The organism is Microbacterium sp. NPDC055502 (assembly GCF_053643635.1).
This window is the reverse complement of the sequence record NZ_JBSHKJ010000001.1, coordinates 1,156,973-1,174,699: the sequence shown is the minus strand read 5'-3', so window position 1 is coordinate 1,174,699 and position 17,727 is coordinate 1,156,973. Positions and strand designations below refer to the sequence as shown.

Sequence of the window (17,727 nt, the reverse complement as noted above, 5' to 3'; positions counted from 1 at the left end):
TCGTTGCGATTACGCTGGTCGGCGGAGGGGCACGACGTGGTCCCGCGTGTGAACGAGGGAGACGAACCGACCGATGACCGAGCCCGACGCGCAGACTCCGCCGACGATCTCCGCACCCCCGCCCCCGCCCGCTCCCTCCGCCGCGACCTCGCCCGCCGCCACCCCGGCTCCGACGCCCGCGCCCGGCGAGAAGCCCGCACCCACCGAGGCCGAGATGGCCCGCGCCACCGGCGTGCTGAAGACCATCTCCGACGCGTACTCGGCGAAGATGGTCGGCCAGGAGCGCCTGCGCACCAGCCTGCTCGTCTCGCTCATCGCGGGCGGCCACATCCTGCTGGAGAGCGTGCCGGGTCTCGCGAAGACCACCGCCGCGAGCACCCTGGCCGACACCGTGAAGGCGCAGTTCAAGCGCATCCAGTGCACGCCCGACCTGCTGCCCAGCGACATCACGGGCAACCAGATCTACGACGCCGCGACCGGCACGTTCCGCACCGTGCTCGGCCCCGTGCACGCCAACTTCGTGCTGCTCGACGAGATCAACCGCTCCAGCGCCAAGACCCAGAGCGCGATGCTCGAGGCGATGCAGGAGCACCAGACCACGATCGGCGGCGAGATCCACCCGCTGCCGAAGCCGTTCCTGGTGATCGCGACGCAGAACCCCATCGAGCAGGAGGGCACCTACGAGCTGCCCGAGGCGCAGATGGACCGGTTCCTGCTGAAGGAGATCGTCGAGTACCCGAGCCCCGCCGACGAGTTCGAGATCCTCAGCCGCATCGACTCCGGCGTGCTCGACCCCGACCGGCACGTGTCCAGCGCCGTCACGCTCGACGACGTGCACCTGCTGCAAGACGTCGCGAGCCGCATCTACGTCGACCCCGCGATCCGCAACTACATCGTGTCGCTCGCCTACGTCACCCGGAATCCGGCGCCGTACATCGGCGAGGAGCGCGCCCGCTACATCAAGTACGGCGCCAGCCCCCGCGCGAGCATCGCGTTCCTGCAGGCGTCGCGGGCCCTCGCCCTCCTGAACGGACGCGCGCACGTGCTGCCGGAGGACATCCGCGCCCTCCGGCACCTCGTGCTGCGCCACCGCGTGCTGCTGACGTTCGAGGCCGACGCCGAGGGCATCCGCAGCGAGGAGATCATCGACCAGATCTTCGCCTCGGTCCCCACGCCCTGACGCACCGCCATGGCCAGCCTGATCACCCAGGTGAAGAGCAAGCTCTTCATCCACTCGTCGCGCAAATCCCTGCACGCGCTCGACGGCGCCTACGCGTCGCTGCTGCACGGACGGAGCCTCGACTTCGAGGACCTGCGCAAGTACGAGTACGGCGATCAGGTGCGCGACATCGACTGGCGCGCGACCGCCCGGCTGGGCACGCCGCTGGTGAAGCGGTCGCGGGCCACGCGCATGCACACCGTGATGTTCGTGGTGGACACCGGTCGCTCGATGGCCGCCCTGGCCGCCGACGAGCGCTCGAAGAAGGAGCTCGCGATCCTGGCCACCGGGGCCCTCGGCGTGCTCACGCTGCGCCACGGCGATGACTTCACCGTGGTCTACGGCGATGCGTCCAGGGTGCGCCGCCTGGCTCCCGGTCGCAGCGAGGGCGCCCTCGAGCACGCCCTGCGCACACTCGATCGCGCGGTGGACGACGCGGCGGCCCCGAGCGACCGCGACGCGCTGCTGTCGTTCGTCACCCGCACCGTCGCCCGCCGCATGATCGTGGTCGTGCTCACCGACGAGGCCCCGGTCACCTCCGAGACCGAGCGACTGCTGCGGAGGCTGCGCGTGCAGCACGACGTGCTGTGGCTCACGCTGCGCGACGCCGACCCCGTGCTCGACCACCGCACCGGGCGGCTGCGCGTCGACGTGGACAGCCGGTGGCAGGTGCCCGACTTCGTGCAGGGCGACCGCGGCATCGTGCAGGAGCTCACGGCGCAGCGCGATGCCGACGCCGCCCGCCTCGCCGACCTCCTCACCCGCATGGAGATCAGCCACGCCGCCCTCGACGGACAGGACGACGCCGTGCCGCAGCTGCTGCGGCTGCTGAACCGGAGGTCGAATGCCCGGCTCTGACGAGCTCTACCCGCCGGCGCAGTACGGCTGGGGCTGGATGCTGCTCGCGCTCGGCATCCTGGCGCTGCTGGTGCTCGGCGCGTGGCTGCTGATCGTGCTCACGCGACCCCCGCGCACCCCGGCCCCGGCCGCCACGGGCGCGACGCCCTCGACGCTCGACGTGCTGTCGGTGCTGCGCACGGAGTACCTCGACCGCATCCAGGCCGTGGAGAACGACTACCTCGGGCGCCGGCTGTCGGCGCGGCAGGCGAACCTTGAGCTCAGCCGCGTGGTGCGCGCGTTCGTGAACGAGTACAGCGGCCTGGAGGCGCCCGTGCTCGCGCTCGACGACCTGGTCGCCCGTGGCGTGAACCCGGCCCTGATCGACGCGATGGGCCGGCACTACTACCCGAGCATCTTCCGGCAGGGTCCGGCGATCGACCCCGTGGCGGGGGCCGCGGCCGCCAGGACGGTGGTGCGCGCATGGCACTAGCGAACGTGTGGATGTTGATCCTCGCCGCGGCCGTCGTGGTGGTGGCGGTCGCGGTCGGGCTCGTGCTGGGGTTGCGGCGGCGGGGCGGTCGTGCGGCCGGTGACACCGCGCGGGTCGCGCGAGCCGAACGGCTGCGCACGCTGCCGTCGTTCCGCCAGGCGCTGTCACGGCGGGTGCTGGCGCTGTCGGGGATCCTGGCGCTCGGCGCGGTCGCGGCGCTCGTGGCCGGCGTGGTGGCCGCACGACCCATGGCCGCGCAGACCATCCAGCCGGTCAACAGCAGCCGCGACATCATGCTGTGTCTCGACGTGTCGGGGTCGATGAGCGAGGTCGACGTCGAGGTGCTGTCGGTGTTCGAGGAGCTGCTGGACGGCTTCGAGGGCGAGCGCATCGGGCTGACGATCTTCAACAGCTCGCCCGTGCAGATCTTCCCCCTGACCGACGACTACGACTTCATCCGCGAGCACCTGACGAGCATGGTGTCGAGCTTCGACTACGTCGACCGCATCCCCGAGCACTGGGTCGGGACCCTCAACGGCGACGGCGCCTCGCTGATCGGCGACGGCCTGGCGGCGTGCGCGATGGGCTTCGACCATCCCGACGACGACCGGTCGCGGTCGGTGATCTTCGCGACGGACAACGAGGTGAACGGCGCCTCGATCGTGACGCTGCAGGAGGCGGCGGCGTACGCCGCGTCGAACGGCGTGCGGGTTTTCGCGATCAACCCGGTCGAGGGCAAGGACGCCGCGGTGAGCGCCGAGCTGACCGCCGCCGCCGAGGCCACCGGCGGCGCGGCCTTCGGTCTGCGCGACACCACGACCGTGTCGGACATCGTCGACCAGGTGCAGGAGCAGGACGCGACGGCGCTGCGCGGTGAGGCGCAGGTGGTGTGGACCGACGCCCCGAACCTGTGGATCGCGGTGCTGTCGGTCGTGGCGCTCGGCTTCGTGCTGCTGGCGTGGAGGGTGCGACTGTGATCTTCCAGCCCGTCCTCCCCCTGATCCTCGTGGTGCTGCTGTGCGGTGCCGTGGCCGCCGCCGCGGTGTGGATGCTGGTGCGCGCACCCCGGGCCGGCGGCGAGCGCGTGACCGACCGCCGTGCGATCGCCGCGCACCGCTCGCTGTGGGTCCTGCGACTGCTGATGGTGCTCGCGTGCTTCGCGATGCTGCTGCGCCCTGGCATCCCCGGCGGCGCGACCCAGGCCCTCGCGACCGACACCGACGTCGTGCTGGTGGTCGACACCACCGCCAGCATCGTCGCGGAGGACTGGGACGAGGGCTCTCCGCGGCTCGACGGGGTGCGCGCCGACGTGCGCGAGCTGGTCGCGCAGTACCCGGGGGCACGGTTCGCGATGATCACCTCCGACGCGTCCGCCCAGCTGCGGATGCCGCTGACCACCGACACCACCGCGCTGATCGGTTCGCTCGACGTGCTGCGCCCCGAGGTCACCAGCCAGTCGCGCGGCAGCTCGATCGGGGTCGCCGCCGGGCTGCTGGAGGACACGCTGCGCTCCGCCGCCGAGGCCTCGCCGGACCGGTCGCGCATGGTGTTCTACCTCGGCGACGGCGAGCAGACCACGGGCACCACGCCCGAGTCGTTCGACAAGAGCGCGAAGTACACGGATGCGGGGGCGGTGTTCGGCTACGGCACCGCTGAGGGCGGTCCGATGCGGGTGACGAGCGGTGGCGTGAGCGGCGGCGAGGGCGAGTACATCCAGTACGAGGGCTCGGACGCGCTGTCGGTGATCGACGAGCAGAACCTGCAGACCGTCGCCGAGCAGCTGGGCGTGGAGTACCAGCACCGCACCGCCGACACCGAGCCCGTGCTGCCGGAGGCGCCGTCGACCACGACCAGCTACGCCGAATCGGGCGAGGTCGGCAACGTCACAGAGCTGTACTGGATCGCGGCGCTCGTGCTGCTCGCGCTCCTCGGGGTCGAGCTGCTGCGGGCGACCACGCTCATCGCGCGGCTTCGGGGACTCGCACCCGCCCGCCGCCGCGAGTCCGTCGACCGCGCACCCGCGAGAGACGGAGGCGGCGCATGACCGCGCACGACGACACGGCGGCCGCGCTGCTGCGGTCCCACCGACGCCGCCGCCGCATCCGCCGCTGGGTGGCCATCGGCACGCTGCCGCTCACTCTCGCCGCACTGCTCGTGGTGGGCAAGATCCTGAGCATGTACGCGTTCGCGCACCAGTCGATCACGTCGTACGTGGTCGACGACTTCGCCGGGTCGGAGTCCGCCGCCCGCGGCCAGGAGTTCCTGAACTGGTTCGAGCCGTACAAGGCGCCGTACAACATCGGCACCGCCCTCGCCGGTGCGGAGGAGCTGCCGGCGGCCAGAGCGGAGCTGGAGCGGGCGCTCGACCTCGCCACCGGACTGGAGGTTTGCGCGGTGCGCATCAACCTCGCGCTGGTCGTGGAGCGGATGGGCGATGCGGCCAGGGCGGACGGCGACGGTGCCGCGGCCGCGGAGCTCTACGGCGAGGCCCTCACGCTCACGGTGGAGACGCCGGAGGAGTGCCGCAGCGAGGAGGCGCAGCAGCAGTCGCCCGACCCGCAGCGCGACATGTCCGACACCCTCGACGGCGCGGAGGACCGGCTCAAGCAGAAGCAGCAGGAGCAGGAACAGGAGCAGCAGCCGCAGGAGCCTGAGGAGCAGGAGCAGGAGGAGCAGCCGCAGCCGTCCGACGACAAGCTGCAAGACCTCCAGGACAAGCTCAACCAGGGCACGCAGGAGCGCGACCAGCAGCAGGGCGACGATCCGGGCGGCTCGGGAACGGACAAGCCATGGTGAGCGACAACGAGCGTCAGCGCGCCCGCTACGTGGGCGGGGCCGAGGGCGCGCCGCCCGTCCCACCCCCCGGCGGGTATGCGGGGGCCAAGCGGCGACAGCCCGACCTCACACCTCCGCCGCTGCCCGCGGCACCGGTCGACGAGAAGCGCACCCCGGGCTCCGCGTTCGGCTGGATCGCCCTCGTCGCGGCGATCCTGTTCTCCCTGACCCTGCTCGGGGTGCTGGCCGCCGGCGGCACCGACCTGCTGTACGGGGTCACGTTCCTCGCCCTGCAGCTGGTGGTGCTCGGCGTCGTGGTCGCGGCGCTGTTCTCCCCGGGTGCACGACGGCTCGGCGCGATCGCCCTGGTGGTGACGGTGCTGCTGAACGTGGCGACCGTCGGCGCACTGAGCGCCCTGCGCACGTCCGCCTCGGGCGACTACGAGGGCGTGAAGACCGCGGAGCAGCGGCACGCGGAGGGGTATCCGGGCATCAAGGGCACCGACCCCCAGCAGGCGCTGTCGCAGCAGTCGCTGGAGGAGGTGCGGGCCACGGCCGACGAGCTGTTCGCGGATGTGCGCGCCCGGCTCACGGACGAGTTCGGCTACACGTGGACGCCGGTGGGCGCGGAAGACCTGCGGCCGGAGCGCAACGGCTACGGCGGCGAGTCGATGCTGTACGAGTTCACGACGGCCGCGTGGGCGACGAACGAGCCGGTGCAGGACTACGACCGCAAGCTCGAGGTCATGCGCGTGGTGAACGAGGTCGTGCTCGACCACGGGCTGTGGGATCTGTACGCGTTCAACGACCCGGCGAACTCGGGCATCGACCCGTCGATGATCGCGAAGCTCTACGGCAGCGACGACCCGCGCACGCAGACCACCTGGGAGTACTACACCGAGAACTACCCGGATCCGCTGCGGTTCTACGCCAACATCTACGACCTGTCGAACGACGTCGACGGCGGTTTCCGCACCTCGCGGGAGGCGCAGAGCGCCCGCACCGGCGAGCCACTGGAGGGCCTGCAGCTCGTGGTGATCGCGAGCGCCGTGCTGAGCGAGGCCGACCGTGCCGAGTTCCAGGAGAAGCTGCAGGACTACCCCGGCTTCGAGTGACCTCAGTCAGTCGCGCTGCCTACTCGTCGGTGTCCGCCTGGCGCCGGATGAACCTGTCCATGTTGGGCACCGTGAAGCTGACGTACCCCCGACGTTCGGCATAGATGATCCCCTTCTCGATGAGAGACTGCCGAACGGGACTCAAGGACGTCGCCGCGGTTCCGAGCTGCTCCGCGATCGCCGACGTGCTCGCCATGTCTCCCCCTCCCACGTCCACCATCGCGCGCAAGTACTGCCGCTCACCGGGAGTCGTGCGATCCCACCGAGCCGGGAAGAAGCTCTGATCGAGATCGGCGTTGCCTTCGGCGATTCCCGCGACGGCGATGTCACGATCGATGTTCCGATCGGGGGCGATGTCCCAGACGGCTTTCCCGAACGTCTGAAGGAAGAACGGGTACCCCTGCGCCTCGCCGAGGATCGCCTCCAACGCATCATCGGAGATCTTCGCTCCCAGCGCCGTCGCTGGGATTCTGACCGCGGCTCTCGCTTCTTCGTCCGGCAGCGCCCCGACCTCGCGGATCGTGAACCGCTCCGCGTAGGAGCGGGCCTCCGCGAGCGTGCGGCGAAGCGTCGACAGTCCCGCTCCGATGATGAAGAAAGGCCAATCCGACTGCACTGCGCGATGCTGAACGGCGAGGAGCGCCGTCAGCAGATCGACATCCAGGTCCTGCATCTCGTCGACGAAGATCGCCAACGCACTGTTGTTCTTCCTCAGCGGCTCAGCCAGGTCGGCCACGAGTTCTTCGAGATCGACTTCGAGGAGCCCGGAGTTCGCACGATGGTCGGAGCGGTCCACGCCGAGGTTCATCGACACGCCCGCGACGGTGGACGAGAACGCCGAGATCGTCGAGATCGCCGTCTTGACCTCCTCGACGGCGGAACGGAATCGAGCCATCTGCCGTCCTGCCATGGCGATGCCTCGTCCGAGCGATTGACGAACGGCCAGCCGCCCGGACTGACCCGGCCTGGCATCGAGCTGGACCGTCACCCATCCGGCGCGGCCGACCAGCTGCTGTAACTCATTGAGGAGGACGGTTTTTCCCACTCCGCGGAGGCCGTACATGATGAGACCGCCCGGCTCCGGGTCGGAAAGGGTTGAACGCGGGCTGCACCTGGGCGATCTCCATCTTTATTGATCTTTATTGCAGAATACGAATATTTCGAGTGACCTCAGTCCCCGAGGGCGAGCAGCATTCGCGCCGCCACGTATCGAGCCTGCCCGAGCGGAGTACGGGGATCGTAGCCCAGGGTCTCGATCAGTGCCGTGAGCCGCTCCTGCACGCTCGAGTGATGCCGTCCCAGACGCACGGCAGCGGCGCGCACGCTGTGCTCGTCCACGACCGCATCGAGCAGTTCGCGATTGCGGGCGTCGATGCGGCTGAGGGCCACCACGTCGGGATGCCGGGAATCGCCGTCCGCGGTCTGCGCGACCAGGAGCAGGGCGCCCAGGTCGGTCGCGTCGACGAACGGTCGCTCATCGCTGGTCAGCCGGACGGCCACGAGCGCCGCCGACCAGGACGAAGGCAGGTTCTCTGCACGCGCGACCGTGCCCGCACCGAGCCGCACCGCCCCGGAGGCCTCCCATGCGGACGCCGGCTCGACGTCGGCGGGGAGAATCGTCGCGCGCGTGAGGCCGTGGCGAGTGGCGACGATCGCCGACGGGTGCGCGGGCGACGGCGACGGATCGGGCGGCGACGCCACCACCCGCAGTGCTCCCGGGGCGAGACGCAGTCGGGGCAGCACCGCCGCCCGCTCGTCGACGGCCGCGTAGGAGCTGATGGCGAGCTCGACGGCGCCGTCCTCGCCGACCCGTCGCCGAGCGCGGATGATGCCGAGCGCGAGAGCGAGGCGTTCCAGGATCATCGCGTCGTTCGTGTGCGGCTCACCCTCCCGCTCGATCCAGACCACCGCGTCCGGGCCGCTCTCGCGCGTCGGCCAGGTCGAGGACAGCACGACGGGATCGATGCGGACGCCGTCGGCGCGGACGCGCACGACCTGCGCACCATCCCTCTGGCCGACCGTCGCGCCGCTGAGCACGGCCGCACCCCTGAGCATGCTTTCCACGCCGACGGAGCGGGAGACCAGCGCGTCGAAGTACGTCACGACCTTCAGAGTCTCGCTGGCATCGGGATCGAGGGCGGTGATCCGCCCCAGCAGATCTTGCATGTCGGGCTCCATCGCGCGGGGGTTCCACCCTACTGCGGCCGCTCCCGTCGCCGTCTCCTCGCTCCCGGCGCTGGCGGGCGACGGAACGGGCGACGGGAGCGGGTCGAGCAGGGGCTCAGGCGAGCAGGCGGTTCACCCAGTTGTCGCGGGCGGCCAGCATGGCCTGCGCGACGGCGGCGTGCGGGGCGAACATGTCGAAGCCGTGGAAGCCCCCGGCCCAGACGTGCAGCTCGGCGTGCACGCCCGCTTCCCAGAGCTTCGTGGCGTAGGCGACGTCCTCGTCGCGGAAGACCTCCGCGCTGCCGCAGTCGATGAACGCGGGCGGGAGACCGCTGAGGTCGGTGGCCCTGGCCGGTGCCGCGTAGATCGAGACGTCGTCGCCGCCCCGGCGGTCACCCAGGAGCGCCGTCCATCCGGTGAGGTTGGAGCCGCGGTCCCACACCCCGATGCCGTCGATCTGCCGCGTCGAGACGGTGGCGTCGCGGTCGTCGAGCATCGGGTAGATCAGCAGCTGCCCGATCAGCTCGGGGCCGCGCCGGTCTCGGGCGAGGAGCGCCGTGCCGGCCGCCAGGCCTCCGCCGGCGCTGCCTCCGCCGATCAGCAGGCGGGTCGGGTCGATGCCGAGCTCGTCCGCGTGGTCGGCCGCCCAGCGCAGCCCCGCGTAGCAGTCCTCCACCGGGTAGGGATCCGGGAACTCGGGGGCCAGCCGGTACTCGACGGTCACGATGACGCCGTTGTAACGCTCGGCCCAGTCCAGGAAGCCGACCACGCCGAGCCAGCGGTTCCCGATGATCATGCCGCCGCCGTGGGTGTGGAAGAAGCCGGGCCCGGTGCCGGTGCGGCCCTGCTTCTCGATCACCGACACCACGATCTCTCCGTCGTCGTGGCCGGTGATCGACACGTCGCGCCAGGTGAAGCCGCGCTCCGAGAGCACCGAGAAGATCTCGTCCTCGCCGCTGACGGGGCTCTCGCGCAGGAGCGGGATCATGTCGGCGGTGAGCGTGGGGGGCAGTTGGTCGCCGACCAGGGCGAGGGCCGCCTCCAGCTCGGGGTCGAACGGGGGACGGGCGAGCGTGTCGGTCATCAGAACTCCTTTGTCCTCGCCACCGACGCGGTGGCATGCCCCCAGGATCGTGCGGGCCGCACCCGAGGGTAACCCGCCACCTGCGGCGGATACGGGCCGATCACTCCGCCGTCCGTCGGGGTGCTGCGAGGATGGCGGGATGCGGCAGGGTGCGGTCGGGACGGTGCGGCTGGTCGAGCGCGACGGGCGCCGGCTGGTCGAGAAGCGGTTGTCCGACCCGGCGCGTCACGACACCGAGGTGCGCGCGCTGCGTGCCCTCGCGGATTCGGGGCTGCCGGTGCCACAGGTCGTGGAGGAGCGCGCCGGAGTGATCCTGATGACCGAGCTGCCCGGCGCCCGACTGGACGAGGGTGATGCGGACACGCGGCTCGCCGCACTGCGGGCGTCGGCCGTCCTCCTCCGGCGGCTGCACGACCTCGTCGCCCCGGAGGACCTGCCGCCCGCGCCCGACGACGCCGCGATCATCGCCCGGTACCGCGCCGCCGACGGTCCTGCCCTTCCCCTGGCGATCCCGCCCTCGGCCGGCGTCGTCTTCTGCCACGGGGACTGGACCGACGGCAACGTGCTCGCGGCGGACGGCCGCATCACCGGTGTCGTGGACTGGGAGGCCGCGCACGCGGGCGATCCGGTGCGCGAGCTGTCCCGCGCGGCATGGGGCGCCGCGCGCAAGGATCCCCGCTCGGCCGATGCGCTGATCGAGGGGTACGGCGCCGACCCCGCGGCGGTGCGGGCGTGGTTCCCGATCCATGCCGCGGAGCTCTGGTTGTGGTTCGCCGAGGCCGGTCCACCCGAGTACTTCGCGCAGCTCACGGCCGAGTTGCGCGCCTGGCCGGGCTGAACGAAGCCGGGCCGAACGAAGGAGCCTCGTCCGGTCCGGGCGATGGCCCTCGAACATCCACCGGCCGCTGGCTACACTGGCGCCAGACGGAGGGAGCATCCGCATGATCCGAGAGCTCGAGCCCGATCAGTCCTACGAACTGCTGACCACCACCACGGTCGGCCGCATCGGCTTCCTGCACGACGGCCGCGTGCACATCCACCCGGTCAATTACGCCCTGTCCGGCCGCGACATCCTGTTGCGCACCTCGGCGGAGGGGCTGCTGGCCGCCGTGACGACGGTGCCGGCGGCGGTCGCGTTCGAGGTCGACTATCACGACCCGCTGGGCGCCACGGCGTGGAGCGTGCTGATGCACGGCACCCTGTCGCGCGCGCCCGAGGAGGATGCGGCCGGCATCTCGGCCCGCGTGCACCCGTGGGCCGGAGAGGACCGCGACCTGGCCCTGCTGCTGCACATCGAGACGATGTCGGGCCGCAGCGTGCAGCGCGACAGCCGCACCCCGAAGGTCTGACCCCGCGTCAGGACGCGAAGGCGAGCCCCGCGGCGAGCGCGAAGCCGAGCACGGTCGCGAGCCCCGTCGACTCCTTGGCCTTGGACTGCGCCTCGGGCACCATCGAGTCGACGAGCATGACCAGCAGCGCGCCGGCCGCGAAGCCGCTCGCCCCGGAGCGGAAGACATCGCCGGTCACACTGGCGAGGGCGAACCCGGCGACCGTGGCGGCGGCGCACGCCACCGCGACCCCCAGCCACAGCAGCAGCACGCGCGACTTCGCCATCCCGCCGTCGAGCAGGTCGGCGGCGGACCCGATTGACTCCGGCAGGTTCGACACCAGGATGGCGACCACGAGCGCGATGCTCACAGGCTCCCCCGAGGCCAGACCGATGCCGAGCACGAGCTGCTCGGGAATGCCGTCCAGCAGAGCGCCGACGGCGAGCTGCCCGCCCCCGGCCTGCCCCTTCGTGCGGGCGGCGCGGGCGTCGAGGATGCGGGCGGCGACGTAGTAGCTGAGGGCGCCGAGCGCGACACCGGCCACGAGAGGGAGCGGTCCGCCGCGGTCCAGCCCCTCCTCCCACAGCTCGAACGCGATGGAGGCCATGAGGGCGCCCGCACCGAAGCCAAGCACGATGCCGAGCCAGCGCGGCGGCCAGGTGCGCAGCAGGGCCAGAACCGCACCGACGAACAGCGGCGCCGCGGCGACGGCTCCCCACAGGATCGCTCCACCCATACGCACCTCCGGCCCCACTCTGGCACGGGAAGACGACTTCGGACGCCAAGCCCCGGCGTGGCCGTCCACGACCAGAACCCGGCGCACGGCGATGCGCTCGACGTCACGCGCGGGCGGGCGCTGGGACTGGCGGGCGGCACTCGGTGTGCAGATACGCCTGATCTGACGCACGGAAAGGCGACACGCCGCCCGCCGATAGACTGGAAGGCATGTCCAAGGTCCTCCAGTCCCTGCCCGTCGGCGAGCGCGTCGGCATCGCCTTCTCCGGAGGACTCGACACCTCCGTCGCCGTCGCCTGGATGCGCGACAAGGGTGCGGTGCCGTTCACCTACACGGGCGACCTGGGGCAGTACGACGAAGACGACATCGCATCGATCCCCGGCCGCGCGCTGGAGTACGGCGCCGAGGCCTCCCGGCTGATCGACTGCAAGACCGCGCTGGTCGAGGAGGGCTTCGTCGCGCTGTCGTGCGGCGCGTTCCACATCCGCTCCGGCGGCAAGACCTACTTCAACACCACGCCCCTGGGCCGCGCCGTGACGGGCACGCTCCTGGTGCGCGCGATGCGCGAGGACGGCGTCGACATCTGGGGCGACGGCTCCACCTACAAGGGCAACGACATCGAGCGGTTCTACCGCTACGGCCTGCTGGCCAACCCGCGTCTGCGCATCTACAAGCCGTGGCTCGACGCCGACTTCGTGACCGAGCTCGGCGGACGCAAGGAGATGAGCGACTGGCTCGTCGCCCACGACTTCCCGTACCGCGACTCCGCCGAGAAGGCGTACTCGACCGACGCGAACATCTGGGGCGCGACGCACGAGGCGAAGACGCTGGAGCACCTGGACGTGTCGCTGGAGACCGTCGACCCGATCATGGGCGTGAAGTTCTGGGACCCGTCCGTCGCGATCGAGTCCGAGGACGTGTCGGTCACGTTCGAGGGCGGCCGTCCCGTCGCGATCAACGGCGTCGAGTTCGCCGACCCGGTGGCGCTCGTGGTGGAGGCGAACGCGATCGGCGGACGTCACGGCCTGGGCATGAGCGACCAGATCGAGAACCGCATCATCGAGGCGAAGTCGCGCGGCATCTACGAGGCCCCGGCCATGGCGCTGCTCTTCATCGCGTACGAGCGCCTGGTCAACGGCATCCTCAACGAGGACACCCTCGCGACCTACCACGAGCAGGGCCGCCGCCTCGGCCGCCTCATGTACGAGGGCCGCTGGCTCGAGCCGCAGTCGCTCATGCTGCGCGAGTCCATCCAGCGCTGGGTCGGCTCGACGATCTCCGGCACGGTCACGATCCGCCTGCGCCGCGGCGACGACTGGACGATCCTCGACACGGTGTCGCCGAACCTGTCGTACGGCCCGGAGAAGCTGTCGATGGAGCGCGTCGGCGACGCCGCGTTCGGTCCGGTCGACCGCATCGGTCAGCTCACGATGCGCAACCTCGACATCGCCGACTCGCGCGCACGCCTCGAGCAGTACGCGGGACTCGGCCTCGTCGGCGGCGCCACGGGCGAGCTCGTCGGTCGCGTGACCGCGGGCGAGTCCGCCGAGATCACGGGCGCCGTCGAGGGTTCGGTCTCCGAGGCCGACGAGACGCTGGCCGATGCGGTGGACACGGCATCGGAGCGCGCGGCCTTCGACTCCGGCACCGACTGAGCACGGTCACGGCGAAGGGGCGCTCCACGCGGAGCGCCCCTTCGTCGTGTCAGGCGTCGGCCGGCGGCACGTCCACGTGGCGGCTGCGCTCCTCGGCGCGGTCGATGACCGCCGGGAGCACGGTGTCGAACAGGGTGATGAGAGCGGCGCGCGTGCCGACCGCGTCGCGCTGCGTCATGGCGAGACCGATCCCGGCGGTGGCCGAGCGGAGTGCCGCGAAATCGAAGTCGCCCCTCGCCTGCGCGCTGAAGCGACGGATCTGCGGGCCGAGGAACTCGATCACGTTCGAGCGCGTGGCGTTTCCCTCGATGCGCGCGTACGCCACCGCGATCGTGCGCAGGGCGGCGCTGAACGCGGCGACGTCGGACGCATCGACGGCAGACGTCATGTCCTCCAGCAGCTCCGACAGATAGGTCACGTCGTCGTCGCCCATGAGCGGGGTGGCGTGTCGCACCGAGCCGATCCAGACGTCGCCGAACAGGGCGATCGCGTCGCGCACGTCGTCGAGGTCGATCGGAGCGACCCGGGTGAAGCGATTGCGCTGCATGTCCACGAGGCCCAGCTCGGCAAGGCGGTCGAGCGCATGCCGCACGGGCGTCTTCGAGGTCCCGAGAGCGTCGGCGAGCTCGTGATCCCGCAGCCGCTCCCCCGGTCGCAGCTCGCCCGTCACGATCGCTTCGCGCAATCGGTCGTACACGTCGTCGCTCATCGTCCGCCGCTCCAGCGGACTGTCCATCCCAGGCACACCGCACCCCTCTCCGTCATGGCGGTTCCCCCCGCCTCCTCGGACACCGCTGCCGTCGGATTCGCTCCGATCCACAGGGCCCCCCTGAATCCGCGCCCGAGCGCAACGCGTAACATAACACAGTTGAAATGGGAAGGACCGACATGTCAGCGCGGCCGTAGTGACCAGCAATCCGAGAACTATCTTGCACAACCTTGTGCATGAAAAGTATCCTGGATGCATGACCACCCGTGCCCCCCGCCGCGACGCCGTGGAGAACCGCGCCGGCATCCTCGCCGCCGCCCGCGCCGCCCTCGCCCTGGACCCGCACGCCTCGATCGACGCCATCGCCCGCAGCGCCGGCCTGTCGCGCCGCACGCTCTACGGCCACTTCGACGACCGCGAGGCACTGATCCGCGAACTCGTCTCCAGCGGCGCGCAGCGCTTCAACGCCATCGCCGCCTCGGTCGACGACGCCGACCCCCGCGTCGCCCTCGCCCGCCTCGCCTCCCTGCTGTGGCGGGAGGCCGTGCACGTGCAGGTCGCCGCGGCCCTCGCCCTCGACGAGGCGCACGTCACCCACACGGCCGCGGCGCTCTCCCCGCTTCGCGACACCCTGGCGGCCCTGGTGCGGTCGGGGCAGGACGCCGGCAGCTTCCGCACCGACCTGAGCGGACCGACGCTGGCGCGGCTCATCGAAGAGATCGCCCGCACCGTCGTCTCGCGCACCGAGGCCGCCGACCCCGCCACGGGCGACCTCGCCGTGCGCGCGGTCCTGAGCATCGCCGGGCTGTCGTGGCGTGAGGTCGACGAGCTGCTCTCCGACCACCCGGAGCTCGCCGCGACCGGGCAGGAGGTCCGCGCATGAGAATCGCCCTGCACGAGGTGAGCAAGGGCCGCAACGGCCAGGCGCTCCCGGTCACGAGTCTGGAGTTCCACACGGGGGCCGTGCGCTACGCCCTCGCTGAGACCGAGCAACGGCCCACCGTGCTGGGCCTCATCGCGAGCGGGCGCATGCGCCCCGACAGCGGGCGGGTGAGCATCGACGGGGCGAGCGACGCCAAAGACCTGCGCCACCGCGTCGCCCTCGTCGACGCCCCCGACGTCAGCGACCCCCACCCCGACATCACGCTCGCGGGGGTCGTGGGCGAGGAGCTGATGTTCGCCGGGGCGGGTGCCACCCCGCTGCACGCGCGGCGCTGGCTCGCGCGACTCGGGTTCGAGGAGCTCGCGTCGGTCCCCATCGGGAACATCGACCCTGCCGCGCGCGTGCGCCTGCTGTGCGAGCTCGCAGTCCTGCGGCGCGGTGTGGAGGGCATCGTGCTCGTCGCCCCCGACCGCCACGGCGGAAGCCCGGACGGCTGGTGGCGCATCGCGGGCGAGTTCGCCGACCGCGGCTACGCGATGCTCGTGATCGTCGGGGGCTCGGCCGCCGTGGCCCTCGAGCGCATGCACGAGCTCGACGCCGTCAACGCCTCCGGCCCCGTCGAGCCGCTGGTCCTCGCCGCACCCGAGCCCACACCCGAGGCCGAGCCAGCACCCGAACCCGAACCCGAGCCCGCACCCGAGCCAGCACCCGAACCCGAAACCGAGCCGGCACCTGCACCCGAGCCAGCACCCGAGGCCGAACCCGAGGCCGAAGCCGAGCTCGAGGCCGCACCCGAACCCGAACCCGCACCCGAACCCGAACCCGCACCCGAACCCGAGGCCGAGGAGAGAGGAGACGCGCGATGAAGGTCCCGTCCATGATCGCCGCCGAGCTCCGGCGTCTCACCGCCAGCCGGATGGGCATCCTCGCCCTGGTCGCCCTGGTCTGCGTGCCCATCCTCTACGGCGGCCTGTACCTGTGGGCCAACCAGGACCCGTACGCCAAGTTCCCCGAGGTGCCCGTGGCCCTCGTGGTCGACGACGAGGGCGCCCCCGCCCCCACGACGGGCACGGAGTCCGCGACCGGCGAGACCGTGAACTACGGCGAGGAGGTGGCCGAGAACCTCCTCGACGGCAACGCGTTCGACTGGCAGCGGATGACCGCCGATGAGGCCGCCGACGCACTGCGCCACGGCACGGTCGACTTCACCGTCACCATCCCGTCGGACTTCTCCGCCGCCCTCACCTCGGCCGCGGGCACCGACCCGCACCAGGCGCGCATCGAGCTGGAGACCAACGACGCCAACAACTACCTCGCTTCCTCCATGGGCACGCAGGCGGTCGAGAAGATCCGCAGCTCCGTCGCCGAGATGGTCGGCAGCGAGGCCGCCGAACGGCTGCTCACCGGGCTGAGCGACATCCGCGACAGCCTCGTGTCGGCGACCGACGGCGCGAGCCAGCTCGCCGACGGCGCCGGAACCGCCGCGTCGGGGAGCTCCGCCCTCGCCGACGGCACCGCCCAGCTCGCCGACGGCACGGCGCAGCTCGCGAGCGGCGCCCAGACCCTCGCGAACGGCGCGCAGCAGGTCAGCGCGGGCAACCGCCAGCTCGCCGACGTGGCCGACCGTGCGGGCGCCGCCGTGCAGGAGGCCACCGCCGCCCTGCCGCAGGTGCGCTCCGACATCGCCACGGCCCTCGCCGACCAGGGCCTCACCCCCGAGGAGATCGACCGGGTGCTGGCGCGGCTCGACCCGCTCGGCACCCGCCTGGAGGAGGGCAACGCGCAGGTGCAGGCCGCGGTCGGCAAGGTCGACCAGCTCGCGGCCGGCGCCGCCGCCCTCGCCTCCGGTGCCACGGACCTCGCGAGCGGCGCGGGGACGGTCGCGACCGGCGCCGCCTCCGCGAACGCCGGCGCCGCCCAGCTGCGCGACGGTCTCGCCACCCTCTCGTCCGGCACCGTCGAACTCCGCGACGGCCTCGCCGACGGGGTGCAGCAGATCCCGGAGTCCACCCCGGAGCTTCGCAGCCAGCAGGCCGACACCATCGCCGACCCCGTGAAGGTGTCGAGCGACAAGGTGGCGTCCGCGGAGGACTACGGCGCCGGACTGGCCCCCTTCTTCGCAGCACTGTCGGCCTGGATCGGCATCTACGCGCTGTTCCTCATCGTGAAGCCCATCTCGCGCCGCGCCGTCACCGCCCTGCACTCCCCCGTGCGCATCACGCTCGCCGGCTGGCTCACACCCGCCATGCTCGGCGCCGTGCAGATGCTCGGGCTCATGGGCATCCTGGCGCTCACGCTCGGCTTCACGTTCGACCACCCCCTCGGCACGCTCGGGGTGTTGATGTTCGCTTCTGCCACGTTCGCGGCGATCATCCTGGCGCTGAACGTCTGGCTGGGCTCGGTCGGACAGTTCCTCGGCCTCGTGCTCATGGTGCTGCAGCTGGTCACCGCCGGCGGCACGTTCCCCTGGCAGACGCTGCCCACCCCGCTCGCCGCCCTGCACCACGTGCTGCCGCTCGGCTACGTGGTCGACGCGATGCGGCAGCTGATGTACGGCGGCGACTACGCCCGCGCCGGGTGGGATCTGGCCGTGCTCGGGGTGTGGCTCGTCGGTGCCCTCGTGCTCGCGGCGATCGGGGTGACGCGCATGACGCATCGCCGCACGCTGCGCGATCTGCAGCCCAGCCTGATCGGCTGACGCGGTCGCTCGCCGCGGGACGTGCCGCG

General features: G+C 71.7%; 17 protein-coding genes and 1 pseudogene. 13 read left to right on the top strand and 5 right to left on the bottom strand.

Features of this window, described 5'->3' with window-relative positions; genetic code table 11:
- Positions 1–73: 73 nt before the first annotated feature.
- Genes ACWH95_RS05825 through ACWH95_RS05795 form a run of 7 tightly spaced genes read left to right on the top strand, consistent with a single transcriptional unit; the run spans position 74 to position 6,439 of the window.
- The gene (locus tag ACWH95_RS05825) at positions 74–1,180 is read left to right on the top strand and encodes an AAA family ATPase (protein ID WP_205812810.1); all 1,107 of its coding nucleotides are present in this window, start codon (positions 74–76) and stop codon (positions 1,178–1,180) included.
- Between the two features lie 9 nt (positions 1,181–1,189).
- The gene (locus tag ACWH95_RS05820; RefSeq protein WP_136030824.1) at positions 1,190–2,077 is read left to right on the top strand and encodes a DUF58 domain-containing protein; all 888 of its coding nucleotides are present in this window, start codon (positions 1,190–1,192) and stop codon (positions 2,075–2,077) included.
- Positions 2,064–2,549: a hypothetical protein gene (locus ACWH95_RS05815; RefSeq protein WP_136045857.1), complete on the top strand. Its 486-nt coding sequence runs from the start codon at positions 2,064–2,066 to the stop codon at positions 2,547–2,549. The genes ACWH95_RS05820 and ACWH95_RS05815 overlap by 14 nt, the downstream gene beginning before the upstream one ends.
- Positions 2,540–3,526: a VWA domain-containing protein gene (locus ACWH95_RS05810; protein ID WP_206252094.1), complete on the top strand. Its 987-nt coding sequence runs from the start codon at positions 2,540–2,542 to the stop codon at positions 3,524–3,526. Before ACWH95_RS05815 ends, ACWH95_RS05810 begins: the two co-directional genes overlap by 10 nt.
- Positions 3,523–4,593, top strand: a complete 1,071-nt coding sequence (locus tag ACWH95_RS05805; RefSeq protein ID WP_454120339.1) for a VWA domain-containing protein — start codon at positions 3,523–3,525, stop codon at positions 4,591–4,593. Before ACWH95_RS05810 ends, ACWH95_RS05805 begins: the two co-directional genes overlap by 4 nt.
- On the top strand, positions 4,590–5,345 hold the full coding sequence (locus tag ACWH95_RS05800; protein WP_206252095.1) for a hypothetical protein: 756 nt from the start codon (positions 4,590–4,592) through the stop codon (positions 5,343–5,345). The genes ACWH95_RS05805 and ACWH95_RS05800 overlap by 4 nt, the downstream gene beginning before the upstream one ends.
- Positions 5,339–6,439 carry a hypothetical protein gene (locus ACWH95_RS05795; protein ID WP_136029627.1) on the top strand — a complete coding sequence of 367 codons (1,101 nt, stop codon included), beginning with the start codon at positions 5,339–5,341 and terminating at the stop codon, positions 6,437–6,439. Before ACWH95_RS05800 ends, ACWH95_RS05795 begins: the two co-directional genes overlap by 7 nt.
- 19 nt (positions 6,440–6,458) lie before the next feature.
- On the opposite strand, the pseudogene ACWH95_RS05790 reads toward ACWH95_RS05795, so the two are convergent.
- The 3 genes and pseudogenes from ACWH95_RS05790 to ACWH95_RS05780 form a co-directional block, all read right to left on the bottom strand.
- Positions 6,459–7,517: pseudogene (locus ACWH95_RS05790) on the bottom strand (ATP-binding protein); the annotation flags it as partial.
- A gap of 92 nt (positions 7,518–7,609) precedes the next feature.
- Positions 7,610–8,605 carry a hypothetical protein gene (locus ACWH95_RS05785; protein WP_454120338.1) on the bottom strand — a complete coding sequence of 332 codons (996 nt, stop codon included), beginning with the start codon at positions 8,603–8,605 and terminating at the stop codon, positions 7,610–7,612.
- A 115-nt stretch (positions 8,606–8,720) separates the two neighbouring features.
- Complete coding sequence (locus ACWH95_RS05780) at positions 8,721–9,689, bottom strand: alpha/beta hydrolase (RefSeq protein WP_378803130.1); 969 nt, start codon at positions 9,687–9,689, stop codon at positions 8,721–8,723.
- Between the two features lie 139 nt (positions 9,690–9,828).
- On the opposite strand from ACWH95_RS05780, the gene ACWH95_RS05775 reads away from it, so the two are divergent.
- A complete protein-coding gene (locus ACWH95_RS05775; RefSeq protein WP_378803129.1) occupies positions 9,829–10,527 on the top strand; it encodes a phosphotransferase family protein in 699 nt (232 codons plus the stop codon).
- Between the two features lie 103 nt (positions 10,528–10,630).
- Positions 10,631–11,038: a pyridoxamine 5'-phosphate oxidase family protein gene (locus tag ACWH95_RS05770; RefSeq protein ID WP_136029637.1), complete on the top strand. Its 408-nt coding sequence runs from the start codon at positions 10,631–10,633 to the stop codon at positions 11,036–11,038.
- A gap of 7 nt (positions 11,039–11,045) precedes the next feature.
- Here ACWH95_RS05770 and ACWH95_RS05765 read toward each other — a convergent pair whose 3' ends face one another.
- Positions 11,046–11,753, bottom strand: coding sequence for a ZIP family metal transporter (locus ACWH95_RS05765; protein ID WP_136029639.1), 708 nt, complete (start codon positions 11,751–11,753; stop codon positions 11,046–11,048).
- A gap of 209 nt (positions 11,754–11,962) precedes the next feature.
- On the opposite strand from ACWH95_RS05765, the gene argG reads away from it, so the two are divergent.
- Positions 11,963–13,408, top strand: coding sequence for an argininosuccinate synthase (gene argG / locus ACWH95_RS05760; RefSeq protein ID WP_206252100.1), 1,446 nt, complete (start codon positions 11,963–11,965; stop codon positions 13,406–13,408).
- Positions 13,409–13,457: 49 nt separating this feature from the next.
- On the opposite strand, the gene ACWH95_RS05755 is transcribed toward argG, so the two are convergent.
- Positions 13,458–14,117 carry a GntR family transcriptional regulator gene (locus tag ACWH95_RS05755; RefSeq protein WP_136029643.1) on the bottom strand — a complete coding sequence of 220 codons (660 nt, stop codon included), beginning with the start codon at positions 14,115–14,117 and terminating at the stop codon, positions 13,458–13,460.
- Positions 14,118–14,373: 256 nt separating this feature from the next.
- Between ACWH95_RS05755 and ACWH95_RS05750 the strand changes: the two genes are divergently transcribed.
- Genes ACWH95_RS05750 through ACWH95_RS05740 form a run of 3 tightly spaced genes read left to right on the top strand, consistent with a single transcriptional unit; the run spans position 14,374 to position 17,698 of the window.
- A complete protein-coding gene (locus ACWH95_RS05750; protein ID WP_136029645.1) occupies positions 14,374–15,000 on the top strand; it encodes a TetR/AcrR family transcriptional regulator in 627 nt (208 codons plus the stop codon).
- Positions 14,997–15,866, top strand: a complete 870-nt coding sequence (locus ACWH95_RS05745; RefSeq protein ID WP_454120337.1) for a hypothetical protein — start codon at positions 14,997–14,999, stop codon at positions 15,864–15,866. Before ACWH95_RS05750 ends, ACWH95_RS05745 begins: the two co-directional genes overlap by 4 nt.
- Entirely contained in the window at positions 15,863–17,698 is a 1,836-nt protein-coding gene (locus tag ACWH95_RS05740) for a YhgE/Pip family protein (protein WP_378803125.1), read from the top strand. Before ACWH95_RS05745 ends, ACWH95_RS05740 begins: the two co-directional genes overlap by 4 nt.
- Positions 17,699–17,727 lie beyond the last annotated feature (29 nt).